The sequence below is a fragment of the Bacteriovorax stolpii genome, assembly GCF_002872415.1.
In the GTDB taxonomy this organism is placed as follows: domain Bacteria; phylum Bdellovibrionota; class Bacteriovoracia; order Bacteriovoracales; family Bacteriovoracaceae; genus Bacteriovorax; species Bacteriovorax stolpii.
This window is the reverse complement of the sequence record NZ_CP025704.1, coordinates 3,698,970-3,716,291: the sequence shown is the minus strand read 5'-3', so window position 1 is coordinate 3,716,291 and position 17,322 is coordinate 3,698,970. Positions and strand designations below refer to the sequence as shown.

Below are 17,322 nucleotides of genomic sequence, written 5' to 3'. Positions count from 1 at the left end.
GATCTTATTGATATTTCTGATATAAAGCAAGGATAAGGGTAAAATAATTAAGCGCGCGAGTCATTACTCTGTTACTAGTCCCATTTGGGTAACGATGTCGATAGTGGCCCTTCTCATTCTCACGCCTCCAGGTGCTTTTTCGTCTGTTAAGTCAGAGGCATTTCCAGCGACAGCATAGACTTTAGATGGAGTTTTTATGATACCTACAAACCAACCAAACATTTTATCGGGCCTGTTCATGCAGTCATGTCCAACTGTGCAGCCAGTTCCTGTTTTGCCATAGAGTTCTGTATTTTTGCTTAAGTTTTTAATGAAAATAATTTTTTTAGTCAGCTCTGTTGTGCGTTTCGTGAGACCTAATTTCTCATTCCAAAAATTGGATACAAAGTTTAGCTCTTCACGCGCAGAAATTTTTAGGCTCGATGACACCCAAGCATTTTTTAGACCACCGGAGAAGTCCTCATTGCCGTATTGGAATGTGTGCAAATACTTCTTAATAGGTTTGATGCCTACTTGAGGCATGATCCATTCGGTCACCCACTTGGCAGAAAAAGTCATAAAGGTAAAAGGGGTCAGGTTTTGATTGAGTTCAGCGCGTCTTCTTTTAACTCCGTCCCATTTAATAATCTGGTTTTCGTCCTTAAGAATGTTATTTTCAAACGCCATAAGTACAGCCGCTAATTTAAACGTTGAATAGGGGGAAAATCGTTTTTTGCATCGAGCGGGGTTGTATTCGTCCAGGATTTTACCAGTGGTAAGATCAGAAATAATGAAGCACCCCTCACGCTCACCAAAGATTTTTTTATAATTCACTTTCAAGGGAGCTGCGGAGTTGGCACTAGTACACATCAATATCGAGAGTATAACTAAGAGTTTTTTCATGGAGCAATTTTAAAGGAGTATTAAGGAATACACACTAAAATAATAATTATTGACACATATAAGCTGCGAATCTTATGATTCAATAAAATTACAACAGGAATTTTAACATGAGTAAGATGTTGTTTTTTATAGATGACGATGAGGATTTTTTATACGTTCTCTCGAGAGTGGCAAACAAATTGGATTTTATTTCAGAAATTCAAACGGCAAAACACGGTAAGGCTGCTTTGGATACACTTTTGAGTTTAAGAGAAGCAGGTAAGCGTTTGCCAGACACCATGTTTGTCGATCTCAACATGCCAGTTATGGATGGGTTTGAGTTTTTAGAAAGATTCAAAAAGCTCAGAGAAACCTATAACGAATTTAAGAAAATTGTTCCGATCATTATGCTTACCTCATCACATGAGGATTCAGATAAAAAAACGGCCCTCGATATGGGAATTGTTGAAAACTATGTCATAAAGCCTGCTGGAATTAAAAACCTGGAGAATATGCTTAGAGATCTTGTTCAATGAAAGTGTATGAGGCCATATTCAACTGCAGCCCGGTAGCGATGCTTTTAGTGAATGAAGACAGCATCATTGAGCTTGCCAACGTTCATGCCGGAATCTTATTTGATTATTCGCCGGATGAATTGGTTGGAAAAAATCTCGACATGCTTCTTCCTGTGCAAATAAAAAAAGCACACCCTGGCCTGGTTAAAGAATATCTCGCCAATCCGATTTCCCGAAGAATGGGTGTTGGAAGAAATCTCTACGGTGTAAGGAAAAATGGAGAGAATATCCCGGTAGAGATTGGACTTAATCCAATTCAAAAAGACGGAAAATTGTATGTGATGAGTTCAGTGATCGATATCACAGAGAGATTAAGAGCAGAGACTCGTTTCAAGGCTGCGGTGCAGGCCGCTCCTTGTGGTATGTTAATGATCAATCAAAATGGAATCATTGAACTTGCCAATAAAAAAACCCAGGAAATTTTTGGTTACGAAGAAAGTGAGCTTGTTGGGCAGCCTATAGAAATGCTGGTTCCTGAAGAATTTAAAAAGCCACATCCTCTTTTTGTAAAAAGCTATGTAGCTAACCCGGTTCCCAGAGCAATGGGGATAGGTCGTGAATTATTTGGTCGGCATAAATCAGGCAAATTTGTTCCGGTAGAAATTGGATTACAGCCTGTTTATGCAAGCAATGAAACATTTGTGATCAGCTCAATTGTCGACATTACTGAAAGAAAAAGAAATGAAGAAGAGATTCAGGAAAAATCTGATGAAATGAAAGAATTCTCTTATCGAACTTCACATGATTTAAAATCTCCACTCATGACGATTGGCAATCTTAGTGATTGTATTCTTGAAGATCTGGAAGACCATAATTTAGAGCATGTGAAAGTAAATGCCGAAAGAGTGAAGAAGCTTACGGTTAAACTGAGTAAACTTATTGAAGACATCCTGACCTTGACTAAAGCAGATGTGATGGATGAGGAAAAAAGTCTCTTCTCTTTCGACGAGTATATTAAAGAAGTACAAGAGAAGTACGATTATATTATCAAAGAAAACAATGTGAAGATCGAAGGATCATTTAATCAAAAGAAAGATTTTTTAGTACAAAAAACACGTCTCACTCAGGTGCTTGATAATTTAGTTAGCAATTCCATTAAATATTTTAATAAAGACAGCAAAGATCCCTACGTGCGAATCAATGTCTTTAATGACCCAAATAAAATCTATATCCAGGTCGAAGACAATGGAAAAGGCATTCCGGCCGAAAAGCACAATCAAGTTTTTGGAATGTTTAAGCGCTTTGATAACAGCGATATTCAAGGAAGCGGTTTAGGACTTTATATTATCAAAAAGAACATGCAGAAACTTAACGGTCACTTAAGCTTTGAAAGTAATCCATCTGGCACGACATTTTATCTAGAATTTAAATTGATTTGAAAAAAGTGGCTTAGAAAAAATGGCTGGGAAGGTGGGACTCGAACCCACGACCAATAGATTAACAGTCTACTGCGCTACCACTGCGCCACTCCCCAACATCTACTGAAATAAGTCTACAAGTTATAAAAATTATTGGCCTAAATGTCTACTACTTTTTTTAAAAATGCCAGTTATCATGACTAAGTATTTGAAATCTTATTTTGATGGGAATGCCAGATCAAATGACTCAAGTTTAAAGGCAATGCTTCCGATAAGTTCATTACTATGGCCGTCCAAAATCTACTTATCATGAACCTTCTGCGAATTATCACCCCTGAGGAGATCGCAGACATTGCTACCAAACACAATGGTGGAAAGTTCCTTTCACTCACAGACTTAGTGAATGAAAGAGTAGAGCGTAAAATTTACCGCGACTTCTCAAGCACAGAATCGCTTGATGAGATTCACGAAGCCCACTCAAAACAAAGCAAAGAAGAAGAGGCCACAGCTAAAATTCTTCCTTTCACTAAAAAAGAATCAGCAGACGTTGAAAGTGAAGAAGCACCTATCGGACCTGAGCAAACACCAGCTCCACGTTTTGTCGTGCAGGCGAAAACAACTTCACAAGTTGCTTATGAACCTGAACCAGAAATTGTCCAGGCCAAAACAATTGCACCAGAGCATAAAGAAGATGAAAATATGTCGTCGTTTATTCTTATTGAGAAAGCGAGACTAAGAAACTCACAAAAGTCACTTAAGCAAAAAGAGATCATCGATCTTTATCAGAAAAACTCTAATGTCGATGTCGAACAGATAAAATCAACCAATCAGAACCCGATGTCTTCTTCAGAAGTCGGCGTTCTCGTCAATAAAAAGCAGTACTGATATGAGATGGATGTATGTGCCATTCATGTTCGCACTGGCCTTCATCTATACCAAGTTAGCCTTTAACGATTACATGCCAAAAAATGTTATTTCCCGAGCTCCTGCTGCAGCTCCAGCACTTACGTGCAAAGAAATGCTGGAAGATTTTTACCCGAATCAGAAAGGGTCATTCATTGAAAAACGCATTGAAGCTAACAAAGACTTCCATTCTTTCTATCGTGCTTTTTCTCCGGTTTTTTATAAGTATGTCGCTGATCCTGATTTTGCAGCTCTCTATAAGCCTTTAGAGAAATTCCAGGGAACAATTGCAGGGGATCTGCACATCGAAAACTTTGGATTTGTCATTGATGACAAAGGAAAAGTGATTTTCACCTTGAATGATTTTGATGATTCAACAGAAGGCCTTCTTTATCACGATGTTTTAAGACATTTTGTTTCTGGTAAGATTGTTGATAAAGATCTTGCTTGGAAAACGTATTTCGAAGCTTATGCAAAAGGTCTTAAGGGAGAAGCTCATATGAGCTCTTTTTATATTGAGAAAGGTATTGAAGACGTTTCAACGGTCACAGAAAAAACACTGAAGAAATTTATCAGTGAAGATGCACCTTTTAAATTTATTAAGCATAAAACACCAGATCGTCCGACAACGGAAGAAGAATTAAAATCATTAACGAGTGCACTTAAAGAAAAATTCCCCAAAATTGAGATCTTTGATCACTATGTTCGAATCAAAGAAGACGGAGGAAGTGCAGGGCTAAAGCGCTTTCAAGTTTTAGCACGTGTGAGACCTCAGGATAAAGTTCAATGGCTGGACATAAAAGAATCGGCACAGAGTGGATACGACAAGGTGTTTGTGAAGGCCGAAGTCAATTTTGAAGGGCGTATAGCCGCTTTTAAAGAACGCATTTATGACGGCAGGTTAAACAAGTCTATTGATAGTGTTTCTATCGAAGGGCATGCTTATAGTTTAAGATTTGTCGATCAATTTGCTTCAGGCTTAAAACTAGAAGACATTCCAGCGGATGATTACGCTGATATTATTGCAGATGAAGCATATGTTGTAGGAAGAATGCACAGGCTTTCTCTTCAAGATCATACTGAGGAATATATAAAAAGCTGGGAAAGCATCAATGGTGGTTTGATCGAAGAAAGCTTGATAAATTTAAAGTTCAAACTTAAAGATTTATATAAAAACTAAAATTAATTCAGCCCGTAAGTTTCCTCACGGGCCTATCTAAATGACTTCTTAAAATTGTTATAGACAGCGGCGAAGTGTTTCTGAAGTTTGAGTACTCTCATTCATACTGATATTTATCCAACCTTTGTATTCAGTAGATTCAGCAGTGTTGTTGGTAATGGCCTGAACAAAGTTGTAGGCTTTAGCGCTCGGATAAACCTGGCCTGAATTGCCAGCATCTTGAACTTCATTGTTAAAAGTTTCGATCATAGAAACTAAAGCAAACATGTTACTTCTGTATTTATTTTGAAAATTTTCGAATTGCTTAACCTTTCCAAGAAATTCATTGATCTGGTTTGAACATCTGTCTTTTTGCTCTTGAGAAAGGCAGCTATTAACATTATTAGCAATAGTGTTCGAGCTTATGTGGATTCCGGAACCATAGCTCGGATCAAGCGCATCTTTTAATCTTTGAACATAAAAATCATAAAGCCTTGTCATCGTCATTCTAGTCATCTGACCGACAACCTGTCCTTGTGATGATTGCATGTAAACATCATTGCCAAGATCCAGCCAACCTTTATTGATATACTCTTCATACGATCTACGAGTCAGGTTGTCTGTCAGGACTTGTTTCATTTCTAGAGTTGGCATTCTAACAGTGTTGTCACAGTCATTGGCGAATGCGTGGCCTGAAACCAGCATTAAAGCTAAAGCGAATGTTTTCATTCTGTTTACCCCTTGGAATTCAGGGATTTTTATAAGAAATGGTCTTTTTTGTCCAGAGAATGGTATTTTCTACACATGAAAAAGGCCCTCTTTCGAGGGCCATTTATGCTAAAGGTCTAATCCAATAATCGATTTAATATCTTCCGGCTCATCCGATAATACTTCTAAGCAAGACATCTGATACACGCAGGCATCAATCGTCGTAAGAGCTGCCGGGTGGTAGTTCCCAGAGTTTTTTACCCCGCCGAATGGAAGCTTCGCTGAAGCACCAACCGTTGAGCGGTTGAAGTTAACAAGTCCAGAATCAATTTCTTCCACACATTGTTTAAAGATCGCCTGATCTTTTGTGAAAACAGCTGCTGCTAGACCATATTCAGTAGCGTTGGCGATAGAGATAGCTTCTTCAATTGTGTCGTATGGAATAAATGTAACGTTTGGCCCAAAAATCTCGCTATGAAGGAACATACTGTCGTTGTTCCACCTTTCTGCAAGGTGAATTGATGGGCTGACGTAGTGACCTTTTTTCGTTTTATCGAGTTGTTTTCCACGCATGATTTCCTGGATGCCTTCACGTTTTGCCATTCCCATAAATAGGAGATAAGCATCAACCGCGCCTTGGTCAACAAGTGGCCCCATAAATGGTTCGCGAGAGAATTCCACTGGGTGATCAATGATAATTTTTTTCGCCATTTCGTGGAATTTAGCAATGAACTCGTCCTGGATGCTTCGGTGGATGGCGACGATTGAAGTCGAAGTACATCTTTGACCAGAACTTAGGAAACATGATTTTAAAAGCTCCTGAAGAGCGTGGTCCTGGTTGGCATCTTTATGAAGGATCGTTGTGTTTTTTCCACCTAGTTCAAGTGAAACAAGCTTTGAAAGATCGTGGTGAGTGATATCCAGGATTTTTTTCCCAACTTCTTTTGAACCAGTGAAGAATACTCCTTTTACTGATTTTTCCTTGAGAAGACGTCTTGCCACTTCTCCGTCACCCTGGATGAGGTTGACAACACCTTCTGGGAAACCAGCGGCGTGGAAACACTCGATCATTAGCTGAGCAGAGTAACAAGTTTTTTCACTTGGCTTAAAGATAATTGAGTTACCAGCAATCAGTGAGCTTAAAATCTGTCCGTTTGCCAGGTGGCAAGGGAAGTTAAACGGCCCGATGATTAAGCTTGGTCCAAGTGGTTTAAAAACGATGTGACCATTTGTTTTTGGAAGAATGGCATCGATTTGTTTGTTTGAAATGCGTGGAAGAGAGTCGTTGATTGTCACATCAACTTTCGCTACTACTGAAGCGGCTTCGGTTTTGGAATCCCAAAGCGGCTTTCCTGTTTCGTAGGCGATGGCGATAGCGATCTCTTCTTGTCTTTTTTTAACTTCTGCCTGGTATTTTTTTAGGTAGTCGTTTCGCTCTTGTTGAGAGAGTTTTCTCCACGTCTTAAATCCCTTGATGGCCGATTCAACTACGCGATCCACGTCGCGGTAATCAACCGGTGCTTCCCAAAGGGCAAGTGATAAATCAGCAGGGCATGATCTCTTGATGATGTTTTCAACAGCAAGTGGTCCAGTCGTTGCTGGTAGATTGAAGTTACCGTTGTAGTAGTTTCCTAAAATTTTATATTTTGTCATATTTTCACCTATAGGTAAGTTGCGAACGTTTTAAAGTCCTCTTTAAGTCCTAGTTCTTTAGCTTCTTCAGGGTCAATAATGAATTTAGCAGGGGAACCCTTGTTCAGGTTTCCAGAGATGTAAGCAGCTTTAAATGTTCCGTCTTCGGTTGGAAGACTGGCCATGATGCTCTCTACATCGCTTTTAATAATTTTGTCGCGGATAAGGATCTCCACTTCAAAAAGATCTTTGACCGGTGTGATATCTTTAAGCTTGGCACGGTAGTGAGGACCACCGTCGAAAGGGTCCACTTCATTCATATATTTAAAGCCAATGCTCTCAAGCATTCTTTTTACCGGCGCCGTTGAGTCTCCGACTTTTCCAATAGCGTTTCTGGCCTCGATCGGAAGAAGTGTCATGTAAATCGTATCTGACGGGAAAAGGTTCAGAATAAATTCTTTGTTGCTTCTCGAAAGCACGTCAGCTTCATGGTACTCAAGATTTAAAAAGCGTCTTCCAATCGCTTCCCAAAGAGGAGCGTGGCCTTCATTATCAAATGGAGGCATTAGTTCTGAGTGGATTGTGTCTTTGAAGCGATCCGGGAACATTCCCATGTAAAGAAAGCGAACGAAGGATAATTGTTTTCCAAGTTTCTTATCGCTCTTTCTAAATTCTGGATCGAGAATAAGACCTCCGATTTCAGTCGGGCCGTTAGTGTCCAATCCAAGCTTTAAAGTTCCGTGGATGAATCCAGTGTTTAAAGACATTGAGAACTTGTTTTCCTGTCCCACTGTAAAAAAGTAATGAGGTTCATCTTCAGTTCCATGTTGGGCATGGATCATTGATGTCCCGACAATTCTTTGGGCCTTAGTGTCTTCTAGTACGAAAAGATAGTGGTTTTCCCACAGCTTTCTGGAAGGTTTAGTGAATGCTTTAATTGAGCTTTCGATTTTTGTTTTGATGATCTCTTTATCAGGTGGAAGATTGATAAAAAGCATCAGCTGGCTTAAATCGTAAAGATCATCAAGGTCATTTAGGCTTGCGGATCTAAGAATATACATAACACGTCCTAATTAATAGTCTCGAGAACAGTCTTCTCAACAATTGAAAAGATTTCATCAATGTGCGAATCCAGTAATGGAAGCGGCAGAAGGAAACGAACACGAGTCGGCTCTTTCCCGGCAGAGAATGAAATAATTCCGTTTTCAAAAAGTTTTTTCATAAATTTATTTGTGACATCAACTGAACCATCGCCCACTTCAAATGAAAGCATAGTTCCGATACCACCGTAATAAGGGATTTTCCCTTTACATGACCCTTCAGAAAGGGCCTTGAATTTTGCTTTGAATTTTGTTTCAAGTTCTTTAATGCGTCCTTTTTCACCGTAGAAGTTTCCTTCTTTCAGGTAACGAACAGTCGCTTTACCAGCGTTAAGCGAAGCAATTGAGCCGTTGAATGTTCCGGCGATAAGTCCCGCTTTTGGGTTTAACTCTTCAGTATAGAATGTTCCGGCAGCTTGAAGAACTTTACCAATTGTAACCACATCAACATACTCATCAAGGTCAAACATCTGATAAGCAAACATTTCAGTTGTTCTCGTGAAAGACTGAACTTCGTCTACCCAAATGTAAATTCCGTGTTTTTTCGCCCATTCAAAGATCGCTTTGTAGTATTCCTTTGTTCCGTAAATAAATCCAGCTTCACCCTGGATTAACTCGATTGTAAGCGCGCAGTAAGTGTTGCCGTTTGTTTCAATCAGTTTATCAAGAGCGGCGATTGTTTCCTGGATCGCATTTTCAGAATTTTTGTAATTGTAGTGTGGAACGTGGTCAACCTGGATCGATTTTGGCATTCCTTCACGGTAGGCCTGGTTGTAAGTCACGTCTTGCATAGCGATTGATCTTCCAGCAAATGATTTTTGGAAAGCAATCAAGCGATAGTTCGGCGCTTTTTTCTGCCACAGGATTTTTAAGGCAGTGTCGTTTGAAAACGATCCTGAACATGAAAACCAGAAGTGCTTAAGGCGTGACTTCTTAACGGCATTTAGAAGAACTTTTGAAAGCTCATACGGCTCTTGGTAAGACAGCAGGTTTCCACACATCATGGTGTCGCTAGTAGCAGCTTCAAGGTTAGCTTTAATATAAATTGGATGAGAGTGACCAAGCAGGTTTACACCGATAGCGTTGATCAAATCGAACTTAACTGAACCATCAAGAAGTTCTACGAAAGGACCATGTCCTCTTCCCGTTGCCATGAACGGATAAAAGAATCCACGTCCTTTTAGGCTCTCATATTCTTTTAGTTTTTCATTTAGCACTTCTTTTTTGCTTTCATCAGCAGGTTTGATGTGATCAAACTTCTGCTGTTCCAAGAGAATAGAAGAGAAAAGCTTATTAAAATGCTCGTTAATATCGTTAGATTGAACTCCAATGGTCATGACTATACTTCCTTATGTGGTTTTAAATTTTTTTAGGGTGATACGGAACTCTTTTTCTCGCTTGCAACTAGCGTGGCCTCTGCGATAATTAATTTATGAAAAATACTAGCACAATCCCTAAGACATTGCCTATAACTGGCGCCTCTAGAAAACCGCTTTCTGAGAATAAAGAACTCTCTTTTGATGAGCTGTATTTAAAGAAAGATTATAAGGGCGCAGCACAGTATCTACTTAAGAATAAGCAACAATTTGACTCGGGTATTTTCCACTACAACCTTGGAACGGTTTATTCGAAAATGGGAGACCAGGCCACTGCGAGATTTCATTTAGAAAAGGCGATTCAAGAGGGTTATATCAATAGCTCCTCTCTCAATAACTTAAATTTTGTGAAGTCGAACCTACAGGTTGATGACTTGAGCACATCAAGTAGCCTTCCGGATCAATTTGTTAATATAACAACATCCATTCCGGTTGCGGGTTATGTGAGTTTTACTCTGCTTTTACTCATTATCTTTACATTGATGATCAGGTTTCAAAAGATTACTAAAAAATGGGTGATGGCCGCAGTTCTTATTCTTGCAGTTGTCCCTATGCTTTTTTCTTTTATTTATGTCAAAGACGTCAACCATGCGATTGCTCTGCAAGACATCCCGCTTTATGAAGGCCCTTCAAAGATCTTCAGTGAAAAAGGAAAAGTGCGCGCAGGTTCTAAAATAATTCTGGGTGAATTTAAAGAGGGCTGGTTCTACGTAGAATTCCCACTTTCTCTTGCAGGATGGATTAACAAAGATCAATTGGGCCTATTTTAAAATACTGGAGAAACGATGAGCGCCTCTTACGAAAAAGAAGTCAAAGAATCTGGCAACAAAGGCGAAAGCCATTCAAAGAGAATTGACTTCGGGATGATGAAATACTTATGGATGGCCAATCCATTAAGTAAGCTGCGCCGCGATTCAATTCCGCGCTTTTTAAGAAACGTGGAGCTCCTGAAAAACTTTTCCGACAACGAACTCAGAATCTTGGCTAAGTTCATGCACTCTCGCAAGTTTTCAGAGGGAGATACAGTATTTCGCGAAGGTGAAATTGGTATCGGTTTCTATTTCATCTTCTCTGGCTTAATTGAATTATCAAGAACAGATTATGGGCATGAAGTTGGCGAAGAAAAATTCCTGGTCTTGGATGAATTCTGTTACTTCGGAGAGATGGCCTTACTTCAGGATGCTCACCCACGATCAGCAACAGCGATGGCGAAGAGTCCTTGTGAATTGATTGGTATTTTTAAACCAGACCTTGAGCATTTAATTGAAAATCACCCGGTGATTGCTGCGAAGTTGATTCAGTCAATCTCACTGGCACTTGCTGATCGCCTTTTTTATATGACGGAAGAGGCAAGCAAAATCACTAGACGCTTAAGAAAGTTAGAGCGCCAATTAGCTGAGAAAAACCACGAACCAAAAGAGCAAACATGATTTTGAGTAGTCGAAAAAACATCGTCAAAATCCAGCTGATCTTTTTTGCAGTTGTGATTTTGCTCTTCTGTACTCTGGTATTGGCTCTACCACGAATTTCAATTCCCATTTCACTGGCCTATATTTTATCGCTGGCCCTGACTCCAATCGTAAACTACTTAATGCGCTTCCATTTAAGTAAAACCAAAGCGACATTAATTGTTTTCGTGGTTCTCTCGGTGTTAATTGGTCTGCCACTTTTTAAAGTGATTCCGGTTCTCTCAATGCAAACGAGAGATATTCAATACAATCTTCCGCAAATCGAACAGTACGTTATCACTCAATACGAAGTCGTAACTGCTTTTATCAAGGCGAAAACGGGCCATGAACTGGCCGATGGGTATGTCTTTCAGACTCTTTCTCAGTTAGAAACATGGGCAAGTGAGTTTGTGGTAAAAGTTCCCAACTACCTTGCAACTCTTTTAGAATGGATTTTCTTAGTTCCCTTTTTCACATTCTTTTTAATCCGCGATTCAGATTCGTTTAAAAAGACGCTTCTAAGTTTTACACCAAATACCATCTTTGAGCGTTTTTATTACGTTATCCACGTTTTCAATCGTCAGCTTGGAGACTACTTCTTTGCAAAGTTTGTCGAGGCGGTGATTGTTGGTGGGATCATCACCATTGGTCTTTTGATCATGGGAATTAATAACGCCGTTATCTTGGGGTTTGCTGCTGGAATAACCAACATCGTTCCCTATGTCGGTCCAATACTGGGTGTGATCCCGGCCATTATCTTAACAATGCTTGAGTATGGACTAACATCGCCAACGATGGGAGCGGTACTGATTCTTTATGCCGTCGCCAACGCGGTTGATGCCTTTTTTGTATTCCCATTCCTGGTTTCAAAAATCGTTAACCTGCACCCAATGATCGTCGCCATTAGTGTTATCGTAGGCTCTCACTACGCCGGAATTACAGGGATGGTTATTTCAATACCGGTAGTCGCGGCCATCAAGCTCATTATCACTGAAATCTATAACGAAATTTATACTGAACGCTCCAAGTAAAAAAGCTTGGAGCTTCTCCCTCAACCCCTTAAAAACAGGGTGTATTTTTCAATCATTCCAATGCCTTTAGCCTTGTCGTAGCCTTCGCCAAAATGATACATTTTTAGCATTAAGAACCTCGTTTGGAGCTATCGTTGAAAGTTGTTAAGTTTTTAGTAATGGCGTTGTCTATTTTAGTGATTTCTTGTGCGACTAAAAGGCCACAGGGAGCGACAGAGGCAGAAGTTCTTTACAAAGAAGCGCAGGAGTTGGTTGGAAAGTCTCGTTACATCCAGGCTACGGAAAAACTTAACCTGATCCGCTCTCAGTACCCATACAGTTTCTATGCGACTCACGCAGAACTTCTTCAGGCAGATATTTTATTTTCTCAAGAAAACTACGCTGAAGCAGCTGCGGCCTATATTCTCTTCCGCGATTTCCACCCGAAATACAACGAGCTTGGTTATGTTATCTTCAGGATTTCAGAATCATTCTACCGTCAGCTTCCAGAAACATATGACCGCGATCTTTCTGCGGGAGTTGAAGCGATTAAATACTACAATGAGTTGATGACGACTTATTCAAACACTGAATATGTAAAAGATGCTCAGAAGAGAATCGCTCAAATCGAAGATATGTTAGAGAAAAAAGAGATCTACATTGCAGATTTCTACTTTAGAACAAAAGACTTTTTCGCGGCTAAAAACCGCTACGAAGACATTTTATCCACACTAAAAAACGAACAAGAACGCCCGCGCATTATGGCCAACGTAGAGAAGGCCAACAAAGAACTGGTGGAACATCCGGTAGAATCAAAGTAGGAGAGGCACAGAATGTACACTTCAAACAATGAACAACTGTTAAAGACGGCCCGCGAATGCTTTGAAAAGCAGGAATATAAAAAAGCGCAGGTTGTTTTAAATGAAATCATTGAATCAGATGATCGCAACGTCGATGCTTTATTTCTTCTGGCAAATATCTTTCATATCAATGGAGAAATCGGGAAGGCGATTAAAGCTTTTAACAAAGTTTTAAACTTAAATCCTGAGCATACAGACGCAGCTATCAGCCTTTCTGTTTTATACAACGACATTGGACAATATGAAGACGCTAAAAAGGTTTTCGACACGGCCAATGAGCGCGTAAAAGGTAAAAACAAAGGTGCAGGTCTGATGGAAGACAAGCACATCAATAAAAAATTCGCTTCTAAGCACTATGAACTAGCAGATTTATACCTGTCATATAACCGCTACGATGAAGCTCTCTTTGAGTTTAATAAAGTGGTAGGCCTTGATCCGGAAAACCTGGACGCACGTATTAAAATCGCTAAGGTTTACGCGAAAAAAGGCTTCGTTGCTAAAGCGATTGAAGAGCTTAGAAACCTTAAAAACGAAGAGCCAAACTTCGCTCCAGCGCGCATTGCTCTTGGGGTGATCCATTACGGAAACGGGAATGTTCTTGAAGCTCAGGCGGAGTGGGAGAAGGTTCTGATTAAGGATCCATTTCACGCTGAGGCCAGCATGTATATGAACCTTTCTAAGACTGCGACAGAAACTCGCCTGTAAAATTATTAAAACGATTAAGCACAAATAAAAAAGGCTCCCATGAGGAGCCTTTTTTATATCAAATTTTAATGATGGATTAGTTAGCTTCTGGAGAATTCGTTTTTGTTGTCGTGTTCGCTGTGTTTGTTGAAACAACAGTTGTCCCATTGTCTCTAGCTGCTTGAGCAACGTTAGTTCTCTTAGAATCATCTGAAGCATTCGTAGAGTAGTTAACGATATACTTCTTAAGATCCATGTACATTTTGAAACGAACTTCTAGTTTTGAATCTTGAAGAACGATCTGTCTTGCCATCTTTGTTTTGTTATTGATGATGATCGGCGCTTTTAGGTTCGCTGACATTTCAGTAACGTTTTGTGGGATAGTAAGCACTGTGTACACGCTTGCATTTGATAAATTTTCTAGTGCTAAACTGTTAAGTTCAACTGGAAGAAGTTTTACCATGTAGTTAGGTTGGAAAATTTTTGGTTCGATGATTGGAAATGCAGTAGCTGCATCATCAGTCGATTGAAGCCAAAGAATAAGCGTTTGATCACCTGGATCAACGATGAAGAATTTTTTTAGGTTTTCAAAACCGAGTAAACCTTCTGTAAACTCAATAATGTCTTTTTTGTCGACTTCTAGTTCGCCAAATCTAGTAGTTTTGATTTTCACTGTTAAAGCCTCCGCTTTGTGCACCACGGTCGAATACCCGACCTCTATGCAAAGATTTTAACAGCCGTAGGGGCAAAAGTGCAAGCAGGAAATTACTTCTTGTTTAACTCATTAGCTAAATCGGCAATTGAGCTTAAGTCGGCCTGTGAAGCCTCTGTATTTTGGTCTTGGATGGCCTTATAGACTTCTTCTCTGTGGATTTTGGTCTCTGGTGGCGCTTTGATACCAAGACGGACCTGTTTTCCTTTGATCTGAACAACTACAATTTTAATGTGATCGTCTATTGCGATGCTTTCGCCTAGCTTCCTTGTCAACACGAGCATAAATCAACCTCAGAAATCATTCGCCGGAAGTCTTTCCTGATCCGGCTTGCAATGCTTCATATATTATCTGATTAATTAAATTGCAAGCAAAAACTAAATTATTTTCGGATAATGACAATGAGCAGTGCATGAAGAGGAGGATTAACGACGCAGGAAGTCCATCAAGGATTGATTCATAAGTCCCTGACTTGCCTGATAGGTTGTTTTTAAAATGGCCTGCTGTTTGTTGATATCCGAAAATAATTCGGTCACATCAGCGTCAACGAGAGCACTGCGTCTGGAAGCATGCTCGATATTTTCGTTGGAAAGGTTGTTCTTTGACGATTCTACAGAGTTTGTGATCGATCCGATACGAGTTCTCAGGGTAACAAGGCGAGAGACTGTATTGTCAAATTTTTCAAGGAGACCTTGAATCATTTGAGGATCGTTATTTTCAAGTGCACTCGTTAGTGCCTGAAGTTGAGAGAAAATATTATCGCGTGATTTAAATCCATCTTCAGTGCCTTCAGCACCTTCGACTTTCGCGCCTTCGGATTCAACTGAGGCCAGGTCGCGGTTAAGCTTAACCGAAGGAGCGTCTTTGAACTGATCAAATTTCTCCAATGGGTTTTCAGCTTTTACAGTGTCGGTCGTATTGTAGAAAACTTCTTCACCTGTCAGGTTGATAGGCACGAAGAAATTTCTCGAAACTTCAAGCGAGATATGTCCTTTATCACCTTTGTAATTACCGTTTCCATCGAAAGGAACTGTCAGCGTGCTGGTTCCAGAGAAGATATGCTTGATTCCAACTTTTTTATTGGCGATGGCCAGTGCCTGGTTGTAGAGCTGCTGAACTTCGTTTGCAACGTTCTTTCGTACGTCGGCGTTGAAGAAGTCAGAAGACTGGGCGATGGCAATTTCTTTTGCTTTAACGATAATATCTGTCAGTTCTTCAACTGATTTTTCACTCACGCTCAGGTTTAAAAGAGCGAAGTCAGCATTCTTTAAATACTGAAGGTTGTCGTTGGTTGAAGATGTCAGGGCCATGGCCTCAACGTTACTGACCGGGTTGTCAGAAGGACGCGTGATCGCCTTAAGGGTTGAACCCTTTAATTGTAAATCTTCAACTTTCGCTTTCGTTTTATTTAAAGCGTATTGAAGAGAGGCGGTTGAACTGTTTTCTGAAACTCTTGTCATTTATTTATCCAACTAGCGTTTTAATTCCAGTACTGTTTTAAACATATCATCTGCAGCCTGCATGATCTTCGCTGAAGCCTGGTAGGCTTGCTGGAAGCGAATCATGTTGGCCGTTTCTTCATCGATTGAAACACCCGTTAATCTCTCTCTTAGACTGTTTGCCTGAGCAAGAATTCCCGTGGCCTGTTCAGAGTCGATGCGCGCTTTACCTGTTTCCAGACCGATATTACCAATCGTCTGTAAGTATTTTTCTTCCAGGGTCACGCTTCCGTCACCTGAAATTCTTTCGTGCTGAAGTTTTGAAATCGCAATCGCTACACGGTTATCACCCGGAGCATTTGGCGAAAGAGCTGCCGCAATGTTACTGAGGTCCGCTTTAACAGAATCTGAAAGATCGATTTCGTTACCGGCCTCTTCTACTGAAAGAGGCTGCTTAAAGAAATCGAGACCTGTCGTTAAACCTTTGTGGTCTACGGCCGCAGGTTTTCCATCTGCACCAATAGTGATTTGGCGGTTAACGAATCCCTGGCGGTGGATAGAGTTTACTGAAGACGTGAATTGGTAGGCGATTCCATCGATATCGTTTTGCAGTTTTTTTAAGTCTTCATTTCTTACTTTAATAATCGCCGCTAACGTTCCGCCTTTAAAAAGGTCAGTGATCTTTTGTGATGGACGGTCTTTTAAAACAACTTCAACGGAACCATTCATTCCGTTACTAGAATCGTTTTTATTCTGAGTGACAGTACCTAGCTCCTGAACGTGAAGACCTGTTACCAGTGTCCCGATTCCCTGAGCTGTTACGATAAAGCGATTTTTTTCATCAACATAAGTGTGAATTTTAAAATTTTCAGAAAGGTTTCTTAGGGCCATGTCGCGTTGGTCGCGAAGGTCTCCGGTTTCACCTTGAGCGGCTTCAATCGTCGTAATCTTTCCGTTAAGGTCAGCAATGTGACGAAGAAGCTGGTTAACATCAGCAACAGAGTTTTGAATCTTTCTGTCGATGTTTCCTGATTGAGTATCAAGAGTTCCGCGGATACGTCGGAAGTCTTTAATAACCAGGTTCGCGTTGTCGCGAACAACTGATCTGATCGTTTCGTTTTCTGGTTGATTGGCAAGCTCTCTAAATGAGTTAAAGAATTTGTTGATAACCTGGTTTAATCCGTCTGAGTCCAGCTCGTTGAAGATGTTTTCAACTTGCTCAAGGTGCTCAGTTCTGGCTTCGTAGAATTTATTGTTAGCAAGAGCGGTGTTTAAGCGCTTGTCGATGAATTCATCGTTAAAGCGTCTAACACCATCAACTTTTACCCCGGTTCCTTGAACGAATCCTCCGACAGAAACAGGAATGGCCGTAGACTGCATGACACGCTGGCGCGAGTAGCCTTCAGTGTTGACGTTAGACAAGTTGTGCCCGGTCACCTCAAGGGCTTTCTTTGAAACGTTAAGACCGGATTTCCCAATGCCTAATAAATCAGCCAC

The 17,322-nt window shown here is 40.3% G+C and carries 18 protein-coding genes and 1 tRNA gene; 9 read left to right on the top strand and 10 right to left on the bottom strand.

From position 1 onward, the window contains the following. Nucleotides 1–63 precede the first annotated feature (63 nt). Nucleotides 64–882 carry a penicillin-binding transpeptidase domain-containing protein gene (locus C0V70_RS18445; RefSeq protein ID WP_102245335.1) on the bottom strand — a complete coding sequence of 273 codons (819 nt, stop codon included), beginning with the start codon at nucleotides 880–882 and terminating at the stop codon, nucleotides 64–66. A 107-nt stretch (nucleotides 883–989) separates the two neighbouring features. Between C0V70_RS18445 and C0V70_RS18440 the strand changes: the two genes are divergently transcribed. Together C0V70_RS18440 and C0V70_RS18435 are read left to right on the top strand one after the other, a co-directional pair. Beyond that, nucleotides 990–1,397 carry a response regulator gene (locus C0V70_RS18440; RefSeq protein WP_102245334.1) on the top strand — a complete coding sequence of 136 codons (408 nt, stop codon included), beginning with the start codon at nucleotides 990–992 and terminating at the stop codon, nucleotides 1,395–1,397. Then, on the top strand, nucleotides 1,394–2,815 hold the full coding sequence (locus C0V70_RS18435) for a PAS domain-containing sensor histidine kinase (RefSeq protein ID WP_102245333.1): 1,422 nt from the start codon (nucleotides 1,394–1,396) through the stop codon (nucleotides 2,813–2,815). The genes C0V70_RS18440 and C0V70_RS18435 overlap by 4 nt, the downstream gene beginning before the upstream one ends. 20 nt (nucleotides 2,816–2,835) lie before the next feature. Here the strand turns inward: C0V70_RS18435 and C0V70_RS18430 are convergent. Next, nucleotides 2,836–2,910, bottom strand: a tRNA-Asn gene (locus C0V70_RS18430). A 169-nt stretch (nucleotides 2,911–3,079) separates the two neighbouring features. Between C0V70_RS18430 and C0V70_RS18425 the strand changes: the two genes are divergently transcribed. Continuing rightward, nucleotides 3,080–3,679, top strand: coding sequence for a hypothetical protein (locus C0V70_RS18425; protein ID WP_102245332.1), 600 nt, complete (start codon nucleotides 3,080–3,082; stop codon nucleotides 3,677–3,679). A 1-nt stretch (nucleotide 3,680) separates the two neighbouring features. Further along, a complete protein-coding gene (locus C0V70_RS18420) occupies nucleotides 3,681–4,877 on the top strand; it encodes a DUF2252 family protein (protein ID WP_102245331.1) in 1,197 nt (398 codons plus the stop codon). Between the two features lie 57 nt (nucleotides 4,878–4,934). Here C0V70_RS18420 and C0V70_RS18415 read toward each other — a convergent pair whose 3' ends face one another. From C0V70_RS18415 to C0V70_RS18400, 4 genes are all read right to left on the bottom strand, one after another. Next, the gene (locus C0V70_RS18415) at nucleotides 4,935–5,585 is read right to left on the bottom strand and encodes a hypothetical protein (RefSeq protein ID WP_102245330.1); all 651 of its coding nucleotides are present in this window, start codon (nucleotides 5,583–5,585) and stop codon (nucleotides 4,935–4,937) included. A gap of 108 nt (nucleotides 5,586–5,693) precedes the next feature. Further along, nucleotides 5,694–7,217, bottom strand: a complete 1,524-nt coding sequence (locus C0V70_RS18410) for an aldehyde dehydrogenase family protein (protein ID WP_102245329.1) — start codon at nucleotides 7,215–7,217, stop codon at nucleotides 5,694–5,696. An 8-nt stretch (nucleotides 7,218–7,225) separates the two neighbouring features. After that, nucleotides 7,226–8,257 (bottom strand): arginine N-succinyltransferase, encoded by a 1,032-nt coding sequence (locus C0V70_RS18405; protein ID WP_102245328.1) that lies wholly within the window; start codon nucleotides 8,255–8,257, stop codon nucleotides 7,226–7,228. Between the two features lie 8 nt (nucleotides 8,258–8,265). After that, entirely contained in the window at nucleotides 8,266–9,633 is a 1,368-nt protein-coding gene (locus tag C0V70_RS18400) for an aminotransferase class III-fold pyridoxal phosphate-dependent enzyme (RefSeq protein WP_102245327.1), read from the bottom strand. A 95-nt stretch (nucleotides 9,634–9,728) separates the two neighbouring features. On the opposite strand from C0V70_RS18400, the gene C0V70_RS18395 reads away from it, so the two are divergent. The 5 genes from C0V70_RS18395 (at nucleotide 9,729) to C0V70_RS18375 (ending at nucleotide 13,695) form a co-directional block, all read left to right on the top strand. Beyond that, nucleotides 9,729–10,442, top strand: a complete 714-nt coding sequence (locus C0V70_RS18395; RefSeq protein WP_133566654.1) for a tetratricopeptide repeat protein — start codon at nucleotides 9,729–9,731, stop codon at nucleotides 10,440–10,442. A gap of 15 nt (nucleotides 10,443–10,457) precedes the next feature. Continuing rightward, nucleotides 10,458–11,102, top strand: a complete 645-nt coding sequence (locus C0V70_RS18390; RefSeq protein ID WP_102245325.1) for a cyclic nucleotide-binding domain-containing protein — start codon at nucleotides 10,458–10,460, stop codon at nucleotides 11,100–11,102. Beyond that, nucleotides 11,099–12,151, top strand: coding sequence for an AI-2E family transporter (locus tag C0V70_RS18385; RefSeq protein WP_102245324.1), 1,053 nt, complete (start codon nucleotides 11,099–11,101; stop codon nucleotides 12,149–12,151). Before C0V70_RS18390 ends, C0V70_RS18385 begins: the two co-directional genes overlap by 4 nt. Nucleotides 12,152–12,285: 134 nt before the next feature. Beyond that, nucleotides 12,286–12,951 carry an outer membrane protein assembly factor BamD gene (locus C0V70_RS18380; protein WP_102245323.1) on the top strand — a complete coding sequence of 222 codons (666 nt, stop codon included), beginning with the start codon at nucleotides 12,286–12,288 and terminating at the stop codon, nucleotides 12,949–12,951. A gap of 12 nt (nucleotides 12,952–12,963) precedes the next feature. After that, the gene (locus C0V70_RS18375; RefSeq protein ID WP_102245322.1) at nucleotides 12,964–13,695 is read left to right on the top strand and encodes a tetratricopeptide repeat protein; all 732 of its coding nucleotides are present in this window, start codon (nucleotides 12,964–12,966) and stop codon (nucleotides 13,693–13,695) included. Nucleotides 13,696–13,771: 76 nt separating this feature from the next. On the opposite strand, the gene fliW is transcribed toward C0V70_RS18375, so the two are convergent. The 4 genes from fliW to flgK form a co-directional block, all read right to left on the bottom strand. Then, the gene (gene fliW, locus C0V70_RS18370) at nucleotides 13,772–14,347 is read right to left on the bottom strand and encodes a flagellar assembly protein FliW (protein ID WP_158649751.1); all 576 of its coding nucleotides are present in this window, start codon (nucleotides 14,345–14,347) and stop codon (nucleotides 13,772–13,774) included. Nucleotides 14,348–14,439: 92 nt separating this feature from the next. Next, a complete protein-coding gene (gene csrA / locus C0V70_RS18365) occupies nucleotides 14,440–14,670 on the bottom strand; it encodes a carbon storage regulator CsrA (RefSeq protein WP_102245320.1) in 231 nt (76 codons plus the stop codon). A 141-nt stretch (nucleotides 14,671–14,811) separates the two neighbouring features. Further along, the gene (flgL, locus tag C0V70_RS18360) at nucleotides 14,812–15,846 is read right to left on the bottom strand and encodes a flagellar hook-associated protein FlgL (protein WP_102245319.1); all 1,035 of its coding nucleotides are present in this window, start codon (nucleotides 15,844–15,846) and stop codon (nucleotides 14,812–14,814) included. Between the two features lie 12 nt (nucleotides 15,847–15,858). Next, complete coding sequence (gene flgK / locus C0V70_RS18355) at nucleotides 15,859–17,322, bottom strand: flagellar hook-associated protein FlgK (RefSeq protein ID WP_102245318.1); 1,464 nt, start codon at nucleotides 17,320–17,322, stop codon at nucleotides 15,859–15,861.